The 15,680-nt window shown below is 47.6% G+C and carries 14 protein-coding genes; 2 read left to right on the top strand and 12 right to left on the bottom strand.

All coding sequences use genetic code 11. The features are described from left to right. Positions 1-169 precede the first annotated feature (169 nt). Entirely contained in the window at positions 170-1,087 is a 918-nt protein-coding gene (ftsX, locus tag MKY28_RS29250) for a permease-like cell division protein FtsX (protein WP_036612410.1), read from the bottom strand. After that, on the bottom strand, positions 1,077-1,763 hold the full coding sequence (ftsE, locus tag MKY28_RS29245) for a cell division ATP-binding protein FtsE (RefSeq protein WP_024631580.1): 687 nt from the start codon (positions 1,761-1,763) through the stop codon (positions 1,077-1,079). The genes ftsX and ftsE overlap by 11 nt, the downstream gene beginning before the upstream one ends. Before the next feature lie 254 nt (positions 1,764-2,017). Between ftsE and MKY28_RS29240 the strand changes: the two genes are divergently transcribed. Next, complete coding sequence (locus tag MKY28_RS29240; RefSeq protein WP_340937726.1) at positions 2,018-3,451, top strand: VanW family protein; 1,434 nt, start codon at positions 2,018-2,020, stop codon at positions 3,449-3,451. Positions 3,452-3,664: 213 nt separating this feature from the next. Here the strand turns inward: MKY28_RS29240 and MKY28_RS29235 are convergent, their stop codons facing one another. The 4 genes from MKY28_RS29235 to MKY28_RS29220 all read right to left on the bottom strand — a co-directional run bounded on the left by MKY28_RS29235 (position 3,665) and on the right by MKY28_RS29220 (position 7,375). Continuing rightward, a complete protein-coding gene (locus tag MKY28_RS29235; protein WP_340937725.1) occupies positions 3,665-5,218 on the bottom strand; it encodes an MDR family MFS transporter in 1,554 nt (517 codons plus the stop codon). A gap of 72 nt (positions 5,219-5,290) precedes the next feature. Next, positions 5,291-5,974: a hypothetical protein gene (locus tag MKY28_RS29230; protein ID WP_340937724.1), complete on the bottom strand. Its 684-nt coding sequence runs from the start codon at positions 5,972-5,974 to the stop codon at positions 5,291-5,293. Positions 5,975-6,008: 34 nt separating this feature from the next. Beyond that, the gene (locus tag MKY28_RS29225; RefSeq protein WP_127551501.1) at positions 6,009-6,737 is read right to left on the bottom strand and encodes a polymer-forming cytoskeletal protein; all 729 of its coding nucleotides are present in this window, start codon (positions 6,735-6,737) and stop codon (positions 6,009-6,011) included. A gap of 14 nt (positions 6,738-6,751) precedes the next feature. Further along, complete coding sequence (locus MKY28_RS29220; RefSeq protein ID WP_340937723.1) at positions 6,752-7,375, bottom strand: YhbD family protein; 624 nt, start codon at positions 7,373-7,375, stop codon at positions 6,752-6,754. A gap of 274 nt (positions 7,376-7,649) precedes the next feature. Here MKY28_RS29220 and MKY28_RS29215 point away from each other — a divergent pair, with 274 nt between their 5' ends. Continuing rightward, complete coding sequence (locus MKY28_RS29215; RefSeq protein WP_340937722.1) at positions 7,650-8,438, top strand: alpha/beta hydrolase; 789 nt, start codon at positions 7,650-7,652, stop codon at positions 8,436-8,438. A 206-nt stretch (positions 8,439-8,644) separates the two neighbouring features. Here the strand turns inward: MKY28_RS29215 and argH are convergent, their stop codons facing one another. The 6 genes from argH to MKY28_RS29185 all read right to left on the bottom strand — a co-directional run bounded on the left by argH (position 8,645) and on the right by MKY28_RS29185 (position 15,600). Continuing rightward, on the bottom strand, positions 8,645-10,048 hold the full coding sequence (argH, locus tag MKY28_RS29210; protein ID WP_036612430.1) for an argininosuccinate lyase: 1,404 nt from the start codon (positions 10,046-10,048) through the stop codon (positions 8,645-8,647). Between the two features lie 107 nt (positions 10,049-10,155). Next, positions 10,156-11,391 (bottom strand): argininosuccinate synthase, encoded by a 1,236-nt coding sequence (locus MKY28_RS29205; protein ID WP_017692004.1) that lies wholly within the window; start codon positions 11,389-11,391, stop codon positions 10,156-10,158. A 287-nt stretch (positions 11,392-11,678) separates the two neighbouring features. Next, a complete protein-coding gene (gene argF / locus MKY28_RS29200; RefSeq protein ID WP_340031270.1) occupies positions 11,679-12,644 on the bottom strand; it encodes an ornithine carbamoyltransferase in 966 nt (321 codons plus the stop codon). A gap of 199 nt (positions 12,645-12,843) precedes the next feature. After that, the gene (locus MKY28_RS29195) at positions 12,844-14,097 is read right to left on the bottom strand and encodes an aspartate aminotransferase family protein (RefSeq protein WP_340937720.1); all 1,254 of its coding nucleotides are present in this window, start codon (positions 14,095-14,097) and stop codon (positions 12,844-12,846) included. Positions 14,098-14,504: 407 nt separating this feature from the next. Next, on the bottom strand, positions 14,505-15,344 hold the full coding sequence (gene argB, locus MKY28_RS29190) for an acetylglutamate kinase (protein WP_340937719.1): 840 nt from the start codon (positions 15,342-15,344) through the stop codon (positions 14,505-14,507). 52 nt (positions 15,345-15,396) lie between these two features. Beyond that, the gene (locus tag MKY28_RS29185; protein ID WP_340937718.1) at positions 15,397-15,600 is read right to left on the bottom strand and encodes a hypothetical protein; all 204 of its coding nucleotides are present in this window, start codon (positions 15,598-15,600) and stop codon (positions 15,397-15,399) included. Positions 15,601-15,680 lie beyond the last annotated feature (80 nt).

The following is a 15,680-nucleotide window of genomic DNA, read 5'->3' as shown; positions in this document are numbered from 1 at the left end:
TATGATTTCACAAGAAAGCAACCTGCACAGGTGGTGAACAGCATGTTCTTTGCTTTCTTCAATCTTAAAAGACTCCGTCTTTCCTACATATCGTCAAACAGCGTCCATTAATGAACCTGCTTTACCATTCTTTTCGACATATTCTGCAATTTGATCGTTGAAAACAAAATTAAACGTTGAGTGATTTCCGAATGGACAGTGTACTTCCCAAAATACCTACCAGCACACCGAGTCCGATCAACAGTGTTCCAAACAGCCCCCAGATTTCGCCGAGCGGGATTAAGTTAAGCATCTGCATGAAAACATCCTGACCAATCGTCTTCATCAACTGGCTGTACCCAACAAACAGCACACCAACCGTAATGACCGAGCCTATAAATCCAATGAGTGCACCCTCAATAAAGAAAGGCCAGCGAATAAAGGTATTGGTTGCACCAACCAGCTTCATAATACCGATCTCCCGGCGACGTGCCAAAATCGTTACGCGAATCGTATTCGAGATCAGGAACATGGACATCAGACCCAGTCCCCCAACAAAAATAAATCCGATGTTACGAACAAGTTTCGTAAATTTGAACAACACTTCCACCGTTTCCTTGCCGTAGTTCACTTTCATGATTGGCTTCTCCGGGTGTTTTTCGTTCAAAGCTTCGATTTTTTGCGCCACAAAAGTGACGGTTTCCGGTTCAATGACCTCAACTTCAATGGTCTCCGGCAGTGGGTTGTTGTCCACATCGAAACCGCTAAGCACGTTATCTGCACTCTCTCCAAGACGCTCACGGAACTCCTTGAGTCCTTCTTCCTTGGAAACAAAACGAATCTCACTTACTTCAGGCATCGCACTGATTTCTTGCTCCAGTGTGTTACGCAGGTTCTCGTCCACATTCAGTTCGAGGAACGTGCTGATCTCCACCTGGCTATCAACTTGATTCGCCATGGAGTTCACATTGAGGACCAGTAGCATAAACACACCAAGAATCAATAGCGACACAATGATGGACATGATGGAGGCCACAGACATCCAGCCGTTGCGGAATACGTTTTTGAATCCCTCCCGCAGATGGCGCAAGAGAGTACTAAAATTCATAACCGTATTCCCCTCTCATCTGATCCCGTACAATCTGTCCACGTTCAATCGCAATTACCCGCTTACGCATCGTATTCACGATATCTTTGTTATGGGTTGCCATAACAATGGTTGTTCCCCGGAAATTAATCTCATCCAATAGTTGCATAATGCCCCACGACGTCTCCGGATCGAGGTTACCTGTAGGCTCATCCGCGATAATAACCGATGGGTTATTGACGATAGCCCGTGCAATGGCAATACGCTGCTGTTCTCCACCCGAGAGCTGTGAAGGTTCGCGATTTGCCTTGCTCCGCAGTCCCACCAAGTCGAGCACTTCCATCACTCGTTTTTTGATATGACGCTTCGGTGCTTCAATAACTTCCATGGCAAATGCCACATTCTCAAATGCTGTCATCCGTGGCAGCAGACGAAAATCCTGGAACACAACGCCGATGTTACGACGCACATAAGGAATCTTTCTTGGCTTCAACTTACCAATATTAAATCCGTTAATGGATATTTGTCCTTTGGTCGGAACTTCTTCTCTGTACATCAATTTCATAAATGTCGATTTACCTGCTCCGGACGGACCGACGATATAAACAAATTCATTGCGGTCGATCTTCACCGACACCCCTTGTAATGCGTGGGTCCCATTGGCGTAGGTCTTCCACACGTCCTGCATTTCTATCACATCATCACTTCCTGCTCGCATAGTTAGCCATTATCATTTCGACACAATCCCGGCATTTCCTTTAAAAAGACCTGAATTTCATCAGGGAAAAATCCACTTCGTTCCTGTTTCAATGGTGAAGCATGGATGCATATGAAGTTTATTGTAACAAATTTGTTACCTATTGAGTACCCGAAAGTTTTCCTGCATTGGATCATATATATAGAAAGTGTTACAAAGTCGGGAACAACTGAAGTATAAAGGAGCGTACGGTTATGAAAAAAATACATTTGACGGTCATTGTTCTATTCTCCATCCTCTTGATCGGCTCCGCGTCCTATGGATTGTTGTATATGTACGTGAATCAGCCTGCCCTGCCCAAAAACGTTCATGTTGGCGAGATGCTGGTGGAGGGGAAGAATCGTAAGAACGTATTGCATGAATTGGATGAACAGATCCAAAAGCTGGAGGACTGGCCTGTCACCTTTGAAGTGACTGAACCCAACCCCCAGACGATGTCGTATACCGCAGCTCAGGTGGGGGTGAGTTACAACGTTAACAGCTTGGAGTCCGCTATACAGCAACTGGAGGAAGGTAACCTGTGGGAACGCGCTTATGCACGTTATCATTTTCCGAAAGAGTTCTCTCTCGATATGACCTATAACTCAAGACCACTCCAAGAACATCTCAGCCCTGCCTGGGAAAAAGAAACCTTCGGTACACCTGCGGACGCTGTTCGCCGCATTACCACAAGTGACAAAGTCCAGTATATCCCGGAAAAGGGCGTCCGCCGGATTGACTGGGACACACTCACAAGTCTCATTCAGACGAAGCTGCACCGAGATTTCAGTGTACTGAACCCGGATGAGAAACCCGCCCCACTGCTGATCCAGGTACCACTGTATACGCTGAAACCTGAAGTAACCCTTGATTCGCTGCGCCAGGAAGGCATTGACCGAAAGATCATCCAGTTCTCCACGGGTCTGGGCAATAGTAGTGATGGCCGGATACATAATGTCAGCGCAGCAGCGGAAGCGATTAACGGCATGATTTTGCCACCAGATGCCACATTCGATTATGAGAAGGTCGTCCGTCAAGCTGAAAAGGAGTATGGGTTTCGTGAGGCCCCGGTCATTGTTAATGGAAGACTCACCCCCGGAATTGGTGGGGGAATCTGCCAGGTATCCAGTACGGTGTATAACGCAGCACTATTGACGGGTCTTGAAATTATTGAGCGTCGTAACCACTCCCTGCCGGTCAAATATTTGCCGAAAGGACTGGATGCCACCTTTGCCTCGGGAGCCATCAATTTTCGCTTCAAGAATAATACCGGAAAATCCTTACTCATTCATGCAGAGGTAAAGAACCACCAATTGATGGTGAAATTTTTCGGCACATTCCCGAAGAATGTCAGCTATGCACTTGAATCTCGCACCATTGAAACATTAAGTGTTCCGGTAAAATATGTGTCCAGTACTGTACTGCCTGATGGTGCACAGCAGGTGCTGCAAGACGGACAGCCTGGATATATTGTGGAGACGGTAAGAACCAAGAGGCTGGACGGCAAAGTGGTCGAATCCAAAACGATTACACGGGACACGTACAAAGCTCAGAATCGCCTGATTGCCCGCTCCGGTCATAGCAGCCTGCCTGACCCGCAAGGGCCTTCTGTGGTCGAGGACGGAATTAGCGATACGAAACAGCCTTAGGCTCTATTTCTAAAGCAGCCAAAAGAGTTCAATCCGTAATTCATGCATTCTAGGATAAACTGATCCTACGAAAACAAAAAGACACACTTCCCGTCCCTTTTAAGGATACGCGAGAAGTGTGTCTTTTTATGGTTTAAGATATGTTATTCGAGTTTTACCAAGCTACGATCAGCTGTACTACCTTAACTTATAGTTAGTTTACTGCATTACGGTTTAGTGACCGCCAGTGTATTCGCCTTGCTCTTCGCCTATGACCATCTTCTCTTTTCCCATGAAGAAGGAAGCGACCAACGCGAGTGCAGCCGGAATGACAGCCCAGGCAAATAACTGTACGATGGAAGAGGACAGGGCATGTGTGATGGTATCCAGCACCTGAGGCGGAATCGCCTGTCTGAGTTCTGGTGAGAGCAACGCATGTGGATCGGTCAGATCCACTCCCTGCGGCACGCCACCTGCCGAAGCACCACCTGCTTCCGCAGCTGAACCAGCGAGAGCATCGTTCATTTTACGCGTAAATACCTGGCTCTGTACGATACCAAAGATCGTAATGCCCATCGTCATACCGAGGGACCGCAAAAAGTTAAGTGTGGAGCTTGCGGCTCCGCGTCTTTGCGGTTCAAACGCATTCATGGCTGCATTGCTAAGTACGGAGAACGAAGCACCGACACCAAGACCAACCATCACCATGTAGATACGTATCGTCCAAAGGGAAGAATTCTCATCCAGTGTGGTCAGCAATCCAAGTCCAATGACAAGTAAAGCTAACGTAGGGATCATGATATTGCGATACTTGATTTTGGTCATCAACACCCCGCCCAAGGACGCCGTCACAACCGACCCAAGCATCATGGGCAGCAGCACAAGACCGGAGTTGGTCGCTTTACCACCAAGTACCCCCTGTATGAAGATCGGAATGTACACGGATGCTGTAATGAACGCCGCACCACTGAACATACCAATAACGTTACTGGACCAGTAGACCCGGTTGCGGAACATGCTGAAGGAGATGATTGGTTCTTTGGCTTTGGTTTCTGCAAAAAGGAAGAGTAGCGCTAATGCTACAAATCCGGGAAACAAGCCAAGAATCTGCCACGAACCCCAGGCAAATGTTTTGCCACCCAGTTCCAGACCAAAGATCAGGCACACAACAGCACCGATCAGTGTTACAGCACCCAGCCAGTCGATCTGTTGGGATTGATGCTGATGGGATTCTTTATAGAAGAACGCAATAAACACAAATGCAATCAAGCCTAGCGGCAGGTTGATATAGAATACCCATTCCCATGTCGCATACTGGGTAATGTAAGCACCGAGCAGAGGTCCGAATACGCTGGAGAGGCCAAAGACGGCTCCAAACAATCCACCCAATTTACCACGAGATTCTGGTGCAACGACATCAAACATGATCGTAAAGGCAATCGGCACCAGGGCCCCCGCACCAATACCTTGAATCGCTCTGTACATCGTCAATTCCACAATAGACGTTGCCGTTCCGCACAGCGCTGAGCCAAGCATAAACACAATAATACCAAATACAAAAAACTTCTTCCGTCCATACATATCGGATAGCTTACCGAATATCGGCATCCCTGCCATCTCAGCCACCATGTACGCGGAGGTAACCCAGACGAACTTGTCGAGCCCACCTAGCTTCCCGACAATATCCCCCATAGCTGTTGCCACGATGGTATTATCCATCGAAGCCATTAATATGCTGAGCAGTAACCCTGCCAGCACCAATCCAATACTGTTTTTACGTGCAACCATTGTACTCAATCTCTCCATTCACGCTCTATTCATATGACTGCATTAGTATATCCGAAAAGAAGTCTGCGTTAATCAGTCCAAGGACCGATTGCTTTGCAGCAAAACTTCCGATTGCGGATGAATTTGCAGAGATGAACGGTATTCCACTGTACCAATCCGGCAGCCAGGACCGATTTTTATTTTATCGCCACGGACAATCTCGGCATCCGTATTCTCTAATTCAATATCATCACCTTCGATAATCTGTGCTTTGAGAATTGACTTATTCCCCGTAAACAAGTCATTCAACCGGCCACTCTTCACCGAGATGATGGAACCACCCATTTCCTTGACCACTGATGGACCCATGATTTTGAGTGTCATATGTTCAGCGCTGAGCATCCCAGCTATCGTCAAACGGCCGTTCAGCTTGATATTTTCCGCCTGACAATCCCCTGACAGATGAAGTTCACCTACCACTTTTATATGCTCAGCTTTGGCATGCAGGCCAGATGCCTGGATTCCATCCTCACCATCGTTGCTGGTCTCTCGCTCTGTTAGAGTCAGGGTTCCGGTAATTTTAATATCTGTGGATTCAAGCGATCCGTATATGACCGATGTACCCGTACATTTGAATCGATCACAAGATAGATTGTCGTTAAAGGACGCGTCCCCTACGACCTTGATCTTGCCGTACACGCCACCAGAAGAACTGCCATCACCAACGATGCTGATATCCATTTTTTTGTCCAATGAACGCCCAGGATTGTTATTCATGTCGATCCCATCCCTTTCTCTCCATATCCAAACTTTAAATTCGCTGACTGCTGCCCACCTTGGCATCCTGATCTACCTCAAGTTCACCTGAATACTCAACCAGTCTGATGTTACAGCCGCGACCGATAAGAATGTTACTCCCCCGAACAATGTCAGCTTCGGTATCTTCCAGCACAATCTCATCACCCTCAATTAAGGATGTCTTAAATGAAGGGGTCCCGCCCAGACCAATACTTTTCCAAAAGCCATTCTGTTGTTCCTTGCGACGAATATCGATACGCTCTCCGCCAATCTCTTTAGCCGAAGAAGATGTATGCAGCCTGATCTCCACTGTTCCCGCATTCAGTAAGCCGCTGATCTTAATATTGCCCCGTACATTCAGGGACTCACATTGGACATCCCCTTCAATATCGATCACACCGCCAATATCAATTCGTTCCCCATCTACTCTTCCACGTACGGTACACTTTCCGTTCACTTCAAGTTCAGGGCTATGGAGATCTCCGTTAATCGTCGTCATGCCATCCACCCGAACACGAGAACTGGTCAGAGGTCCATTCAACGTACACATGCCGTTAATCGCTACACTCTCGGAGGTCAAAGCGCCGTGCATCTTCAATGTTCCATTCACTTCCATAGAGGTGCAGTCCAGGTTGCCGTTCACCTTAGCCATGCCATCAATAGATACACGGTGAAAATTCCCGCCTGCCGTTTGACTTATGCCCGCCACATTCAGATCATTCCGCTTATTCCGCTCTTCCATAGATGATCCTCTCCTTATCCCAATTTGAGTTTTAATTCTTCCATAAATGTTCCCATCGGCTGCCTAAGAACCACTTTCACACCATTGTCAAAATAAAACTCCGTTCCTGCTGTTACCAGCATGAATGAAGGAACACCCATCTTACGAATAAGCACGAGTTCGCTGGGTTTGCCTGTAAAACGATAATAATGTTCGGACATCACTTCGATCAGCAACGCACCCTCTTGCCGAGTAATATCTCCGCTCATTAACAGCTTATCAAGGACGTAGAGCATCATAATCTGCTCCAAAGCATACAGCGGTTGTTCTCGACCTGCTTCTTTTAACAGCTCCAGCGAGATTTGTGAAACAATGTTTCGCTCTAATAGTTGCTGTGCAGACATCTCTACTTCACCCAACGTAGGTGAGAATACGTCTGCCAGCTCATCCAGCGATAATCCGTCTTTCATATTGAGAATCTTGTCAATGCGCAGTAAAATCTGTTGTTTGGGAAAAAAAGTCTCTTGTCCGGTGTAGGACGACTTCCGAATGAACCATTCTTCCGGAATGAGATTTTTCCGCTTCCAACGGTATAACTGGCCGTATGAGATTCCTGTCAGGTCCAACAATTCTTTCTTGGAGATCAAATCATCCGTCATATATGGTCCCCCTTTTTATTGAAATGAGTGTAACATAACATTGTTACGTTGTAAACCAGATTGAAAAATCGATGATCAGATTACAGATTTCCACTTTAACCACTGGTGTGAAATTCTTTGTTTTCTACTGTAGATCTTGTTATTGCAATGGAAGCGTAATGCGTATAACCTGTTACATATAAACACTTTGGAGGCCTAGGCATCCGATTTCCATCCCATCGTCTCATGTCAGAACACGTGGTTAACGAACTTATGAAAGGGGTTTCTTATACTCATGGCACTTATTAAATGTGATTTTTACTCGGATACGCTCGGGCTTAGCACCAGCATGCATGTCATTCTTCCGCAACAAACCCACAATCAGATCGGTATGGAGAATGTGACTGGCAAAGGACTGCACCCAACCCTGTACCTGCTGCACGGCCTGTCTGATGATGATTCCATCTGGCTGCGTCGGACTTCCATCGAACGTTATGTGGCCAACCTCGGGATCGCCGTTGTTATGCCACAGGTTCACCGCAGCTTCTATACAGATATGGTAGAAGGCGGACGTTATTGGAGCTTTATCAGTGAAGAACTCCCGGCACTTGCTCGTTCTTTCTTCCCACTCTCAGACCAACGGGAGGACAATTTCGTTGCCGGATTATCCATGGGTGGCTATGGGGCGTTCAAGCTGGCCCTTCGTAAACCAGATCAATATGCTGCAGCTGCAAGTTTGTCTGGAGCACTCGATATGTCTGCACATATGGATAGAAACGCATCCTCAGCATTGCAACAGACGGAGTTACAACGTATTTTCGGACCAGAGGTGGCAGGCACCGAGAATGATCTGATCCATCTGTTAAAAGAAAATCAATCTAGCGAAAGTCCTCGACCTTTGCTCTACCAATGCTGCGGAACGGAAGATTTCCTGTATGAGGATAATCAAACCTTCCGTCAAGCCTGTGAACAGACGAACTTCGAACTGACATACGATGAAGGGCCTGGTGAACATGAGTGGGGCTACTGGGATGCCAAGATTCAGGATGTATTGAAATGGTTGCCTTTACAAAAGCGCGATTAGTGGAGAATTGCAATGGAGCTACCAGGAGTAACTAAACTGGTACTCCGATAGTAGAACAACCTACCTTCCGTTCGCGGTTGAGTTCAATATATCTAGAGCACATCGCTGTACAACACAAAGAAGCAGGCCGTTGAGAACAAAGTTCTCTGGCCTGCTTCTTTGTTGTACTGTTGTATCTGTAAGGGTACCTTATAGTAGCGGTGGTATTAACCGCGGTTCGTAATCCATTGCTCGGTGATCTCCAGTACCTTCTCACTGCGTCCAATCGCTTCAGCGACTTGACCCGAAGCTGTCCCGCCGTAAACATTACGAGCGTTCACTACCGCTTCCGGTTGCAACACATCATAGATCCGGTCATCAAACAGTGGTGAGAACTGACGGAATTCATCAATCGTCAGATCCAGCAAATACTTGCTGTTCTGGATGCAGTACAGTACCGTTTTACCAATCACTTCATGCGCCTGACGGAAAGGCAAGCCTTCTCCCACGAGGAAGTCGGCAATATCCGTAGCGTTGGAGAAATCCTGGTTGACCGCTTGACGCATCCGATCCTTGTTCACTGTCATTGTCGCGATCATTGGAGCAAACAGTTGCAGCGCACCCTCCAGCGTCGCTACTGTGTCAAACATACCTTCTTTGTCTTCCTGCATGTCTTTGTTGTATGCCAGTGGAAGAGATTTCAGTACCGTCAGCAAACCGATCAGGTTGCCGTACACACGTCCTGTTTTACCACGCACGAGTTCAGGAACATCTGGGTTTTTCTTCTGTGGCATAATGCTGCTGCCTGTGCAGAATGCGTCGTCCAATTCCACAAAACCAAACTCCGTGCTGCTCCACAATACCAGCTCTTCACTCAGACGGGACAAGTGAGTCATGATCAGCGAAGCCGCCGCCAAGAACTCAACGATAAAGTCACGGTCGCTTACTGCGTCCAGACTGTTCTCGTAAACCCCATCAAAGCCCAGTTGTTCCGCGACAAAATGACGGTCAATTGGGAATGTTGTGCCTGCAAGCGCACCTGCGCCCAGTGGCAGGATGTTAATGCGTTTGTAACTGTCCATCAGACGCTCTGCATCCCGTTGGAACATGGATACATACGCCATCAGGTGATGAGCGAACAGAATCGGCTGTGCCCGTTGAAGATGCGTATAACCCGGTACGATGGTATCGAGGTTATCTTTCGCTTGTCCAATCAGTGCTTCCTGCAAGGAATGCAGCATGCCCACAAATCCAACCACGCGCTCGCGCAGGTACAAGTGCATATCCGTTGCAACTTGATCGTTCCGGCTACGGCCTGTATGTAATTTACCGCCTACAGGGCCAATCGTCTCGATCAGGTTTTTCTCAATGTTCATGTGGATGTCTTCGTCCGATACGGAGAATTCTACTTCGCCTGCACGGATTTTGTGCAGAACAGTGATCAGACCTTCTTTGATGGTCTCCACATCTTCCGCCGGAAGAATACCGCATTTGCCCAGCATCGTTACATGAGCCAGACTTCCTTGAATATCTTCCTCAGCCAAAGCCTTGTCAAAATTGATCGATGCCGTATATTCCTCAACCAAATGATTGGTTTGTTTTGTAAAACGTCCTCCCCACAGCTTGCTCACGGTGAGTACTCCCCTTTCGCTCATGGACAAAGCCGCTCCTGCCAGAAGTGCAAGAACGGCCTGTCTTGTCATTTATATTGATATAGCTCTATAGATGCAGGTTGAAATTAGTTTTTGTTTTGCTCCACGCCGGAGTTTACTTTCAAACGCAGTGCATTCAGGCGGATAAAGCCTGTTGCATCACCTTGATCGTAGGCTTGCGTTGGATCAGCTTCCATCGTTGCGATGTCCGGATTGTAGAGGCTGACAGGACTTTTCACGCCTGCGCCGATGATGTTGCCTTTGTACAGTTTCACACGAACTGTACCTGTAACGTTCTTCTGGCTTTCAGTCACCAGTGCTTGCAGCGCCAGACGTTCCGGTGCGAACCAGAAGCCGTTGTAAACGAGTGTGCTGTAACGTGTGATCAGGCTATCACGCAGGTTCATCACTTCACGGTCCATCGTGATGGACTCCATTTTGCGATGTGCGGTGAACAAGATTGTTCCACCTGGTGTTTCGTATACGCCACGGCTCTTCATACCAACAAAACGGTTCTCAACCATATCTACACGGCCAATACCATGTTTGCCACCCAGCTCGTTCAGTTGCTCCATCACTTGCAGTGGGCTCAGACGCTCACCGTTCAGTGCAACACAGTCACCTTGTTCGAATTCCAGTTCAACATATTCCGCTTGATCTGGTGCATCTTCAGGTGCACTGCTCAGCAGGAACATGTCTTTGTTCTCGTCCGCGCTTGGATCGAACCAAGGATCTTCTAGCACACCGCTCTCATAGCTGATATGCAGCAAGTTACGGTCTGTGGAGTATGGTTTAGCCGCAGAAGCGGTTACCGGAATGCCATGTTTCTCAGCGTACGCGATCATCTCGGCACGTCCCGGGAATTGGTTACGGAATTCTTCCAGACGCCAAGGTGCAATTACGTTAATATCTGGTGTCAGCGCAGCCGCGTTCAGCTCAAAGCGAACTTGGTCATTACCTTTACCTGTAGCGCCGTGAGCGATGGCTGTAGCACCTTCTGCACGAGCGATATCCACCATGCGTTTAGCGATCAGTGGACGAGCGATACTTGTACCAAGCAGGTATTGTCCTTCATAAAGGGCACCAGCTTGGAACATTGGATAGATAAAATCTTTTGCGAATTCATCGCGCAGATCGTCAATGTATACTTTGGAAGCGCCTGTTGCCAGTGCTTTTTCCTCCAAACCGTCTAATTCATCCTTTTGTCCAATATCCGCTGTGAATGCGATAATCTCTGCATCATACGTTTCTTTCAACCATTTCAAAATTACAGATGTGTCCAACCCGCCTGAATACGCGAGTACAATTTTTTCCTTAGCCATGTTCAATGGTCCTCCCCAAGATCAGTTAAGTTAAACAGAGCCTTCATACACTGAATCCTACGAGCCAGAAAATCCTTCCGATCACTGTTATCCCCAGATTTTTTTCATCCCTTTATGACAAAGGGTAAAATCCGGGGATAAAGGTGAACGCTTCGCTTCTTCAGGCTTTTTCTGTCTCTCCGTGTTTGTGTATGCTTCTTATTTAATTAACTTTTTAAAGTACATTATAGATGAATCTATCATCGCGAAATCTGCGCCTAAAATCAACCCATAAAGGCAAATAGCATCTATTCGCTCATTAATGCAGCCATTAATGCTTTCTGTGCATGCAAGCGATTCTCCGCCTGATCAAAGATCAGGGAGTTCGGTCCGTCAATTACACCGGCACTCACTTCTTCGCCGCGGTGTGCTGGCAGACAATGCAAGAACATGTAGTCTGGCTTCGCGCCTTTCATCAGTTCCTCGTCCACTTGATATGCCGCAAATGCCTGCTCACGAATCTTTTGCTCTTCCTCAAAGCCCATGCTCGCCCATACATCCGTATACACGATATCTGCATCTTTGGCTGCTTCTTGTGCACTGTAGGTTACAATCACTTCAGAACCGCTCTCCTGTGCGATAATGCGCGCCTGCTCCACAACTGCACTATCCGGCTCATAACCTTCTGGCGTTGCTACAGCAACATGCATACCCATCTTCGCTGCACCGAGCATCAGGGAGTGTGCCATGTTGTTGCCATCTCCGATGTAGGCCATTTTCAGACCTGCCAGCTTGCCTTTGTGCTCCAGCACCGTTTGGAAGTCTGCCAGTACCTGACAAGGATGCGCTGCATCGCTCAGGCCGTTAATGACCGGAACATCCGCATGCTCTGCCAGTTCAGTTACATTATGGTGTCCAAAGGTACGGATCATGATGCCGTCCAGGTAACGGGACAATACTTTGGCTGTATCATGTGTTGTTTCCCCGCGACCCAGCTGGATATCATTTTTGCTCAGGAAGAGCGCGTGTCCGCCCAATTGGAACATACCCACTTCAAAGGATACACGCGTACGTGTAGATGATTTTTCAAAAATAAGTCCGATCGTTTTGCCTTTCAATGGTTGAAAAGGTACACCGCTTTTTTGTTTGCCTTTAATCTCAATTGCGAGATCAAGCAGATAACGAATCTCCTCTGCTGTGTAGTCCGTGAATTCGATAAAATCCCGGCCTCTCAGATCAATTTTCTGAATCTTTTCCGTCTGTTGTGCTGTCATGTATAATGTCCTCCTTATTTCCGGTTCCCTGCACCCGCATGGGCAGAAGAGAGAGCAACATTGACACTTTGTCTTGGTGCTTCTCATGTTTATTCTTTTCCGCCTTCTGCAAGTTCACCGCGCGGCTACAGGGATTCATCATCTCGTTCTGCTTCGAGGCCGGTAATGGCCCCGAGACAGAAAGGTTCTCATTTTTATGTTAGGCTTTCGCCGCTACGTACTCTTCGATCAATGTGGCTACCAGCGATACCGCCTCGTCGATCTCTTCTTTGCTCACATACAGGTTCGGAAGCAAACGGATCACATTGGGTCCTGCAGAGACAAACAAGATACCGCGTTTTTGCCCAGCAAGTACAATATCACCTACCGGCTCAGCACATTCAATACCGACTAACAATCCCAAGCCACGAACTTCCTTCACAAAGGAATTACCCGCCAAACGATTCCGCAGGGAGCTCATCAGGTATTCACCCATCTCCGCTGCACGCTCTGGCAAGCGATCTTCCAGCATGGTTTCGATTGTTGCTATCACAACGGATGAAGCAAGTGGTGTTCCGCCAAATGTCGTCGCATGGCTACCTGGCGTGAACGCATCCCGCAGGAAACCTTTACCCAACATCGCGCCTACAGGGAAACCACTGCCGATACCTTTGGCAACGGTGAACACGTCTGGCTCAATGCCATAATATTCGTGCGCAAACAATTTACCCGTACGTCCCATTCCCGTTTGAACTTCATCAACAATGAGCAACAATCCATTCTCGTCACACAATTTCCGTACATGTTTGACGAATTCCGGTTCAACCGGATATACACCACCCTCGGCCTGAACCATTTCCAGCATAATAGCTGCTGTGTTGGGTCCAATTGCCGCTTCAAGTGCAGGGATATCATGCAAAGGTACAGTTACAAATCCGGCTGGCAATGGCAAAAATCCTTCTTTCACCTTATCCTGTCCGGTTGCTGTCAGCGTTGCGAGTGTCCGTCCATGGAAGGACTGGGCAAATGTGATCACTTCATAGCGATCTGTACCCTTCACCTTTTGGTGATAACGACGTGCTACTTTAATAGCTGCTTCGTTCGCTTCGGCACCACTGTTACAGAAAAACACTGCGTCAGCACATGTATTGGCTGTCAGCAATGCTGCTGCTTTCTCCTGGCCTGGAATCTGGAACAGGTTGGATACATGCCACAGCTCATCAATCTGAGCTTTCAGCTTGGCTCCCACTTTCTCCGGTGCATGGCCCAGGCTAGTTACAGCGAGTCCGCACATGAAATCGAGATAGCGGTTCCCCTGATCGTCCCATAACCAGCTGCCTTTACCTTTGACCAGACTGATTGGATAACGTGCATACGTTTGGAAAAGCGAGCTTTCCGTCTGTGCCGCTGCACCTGTTGCTGTTGCGCCCGCTACCGCTGTGCCAGAACCTGGCTGTTCGTTGCCTTTTGCCATGACCCTATCACTCCTTATTGGTTGGTGCAACGGCAATTATATAAGAGCTCTTATTTACACTAGATCACTCCGATTGCGGAACCATCTTCCGAACGTATGCATACTCCACTTCGATGACAGAACAACCTTCCGATCGCTGTTATCCCTGGATTTTTTTTATTCCCCTTCAATGGGGAAAATCCTGTGATAAAGGCGAGATGATGCTTACGAAGTAGCTTTCTTTCAGAAAGCTTTTAGCTCCGCTTCTTCAGGTTATTTCTGTCCTCTCCGTTATGCATTTTTATTCTTCAGATTGGTTCTGCACCCTACGTTATTGTGAGTGTAATATTAGATTTCTTATATAAAAAAGCCGTGCACATATTTTTTTATTTAAATAAGACTATTAAGACCCTAGCGTATCGAGCAAATTATTGCATACGCATGATTCTTGTTCCGATGATTTCTCCGCTGAGCACTCGGCTCAGGATTTGGGGTTCGCTGCCGTCTACGATGACGACCTCACGTACTTGGCCATGAATACATGCAATTGCTGCACGTACTTTGGGAATCATACCGCCATAGATTTCTCCGGTCTGGATCATGTCCTCAATCTCTTGTACAGATACGGATGGCAGTACTTTTTTCTCGCCGCCTACGTTCTTCATGATGCCTGGAACGTCGGTCACGACAATCATCCGGCTTACGCCGAGATGAGATGCCACTGCACCCGCAGCTGTATCTGCATTTATGTTATAGCGTTGTCCAGTTGCATCTACGCCAACTGGTGCGATAACCGGCATGTATCCCATGTTCACGATGCCTTGGATAATCTCTGCGTTCACACCAGTGACATCGCCTACCCAACCGATCTCTGCGTGGTTCGATACGGGCTTCGCCTGAATGAGACCCCCGTCCACGCCGGACAAGCCTAGTGCACGACCGCCCACACGCTGAATCAGGCGCACGATCTGTTTGTTGATACTGCCCGCAAGCACCATCTCCACTACGTCCAGCACAGGTTCAGTCGTTTTGCGCAGGCCATTAACGAATTCGGTTTCGATACCAAGCTTCGCCAGGTTATCCGAGATCGCAGGACCTCCGCCATGCACGATTACCGGCTGCGTGCCCTGAGACTGCAGATCACGCAGATCCGCAAAGAAAGACTCGGGCAATGCTGCCAGCGTGCTGCCTCCACATTTCATGACAAACATCTGTTTCTCTGTGCTCGCTTCCGTTGCGGTACTCTCGTTTGGCATTGTTGAATTCATGAGGGCAAGCTCCTATCATAGTAAAAATTATATTCAAAAAAATATAACACTTTTATACGGTCACAAAGCCTGGTAGGAGTCCATTCCGAATTCGGATTGTTCTTTCGATCGCTGTTGTCTCCAGGTATCTTGAATTATCCCTATATAGGGGAACACCCGGAGACAAAGGCGACCGCTCCGCTTCTGCAGAATCAACTCCGTCTTCTCCATTACTATCGCTATATGTCCAACACCAAACAACAAGTTTAAATTTCATTGATAATTTTTGAAACATCTCACGAAACAGCTTCACAATAGAAGACAGCTGTTTCGCAAAACCTTTATCCCAAAAGTTTA

The organism is Paenibacillus sp. FSL R5-0473 (assembly GCF_038004565.1).
Taxonomy (GTDB): domain Bacteria; phylum Bacillota; class Bacilli; order Paenibacillales; family Paenibacillaceae; genus Paenibacillus; species Paenibacillus amylolyticus.
The sequence above is the reverse complement of the archived record's forward strand: the minus strand, read 5'-3'. Positions and strand labels throughout refer to the sequence as shown.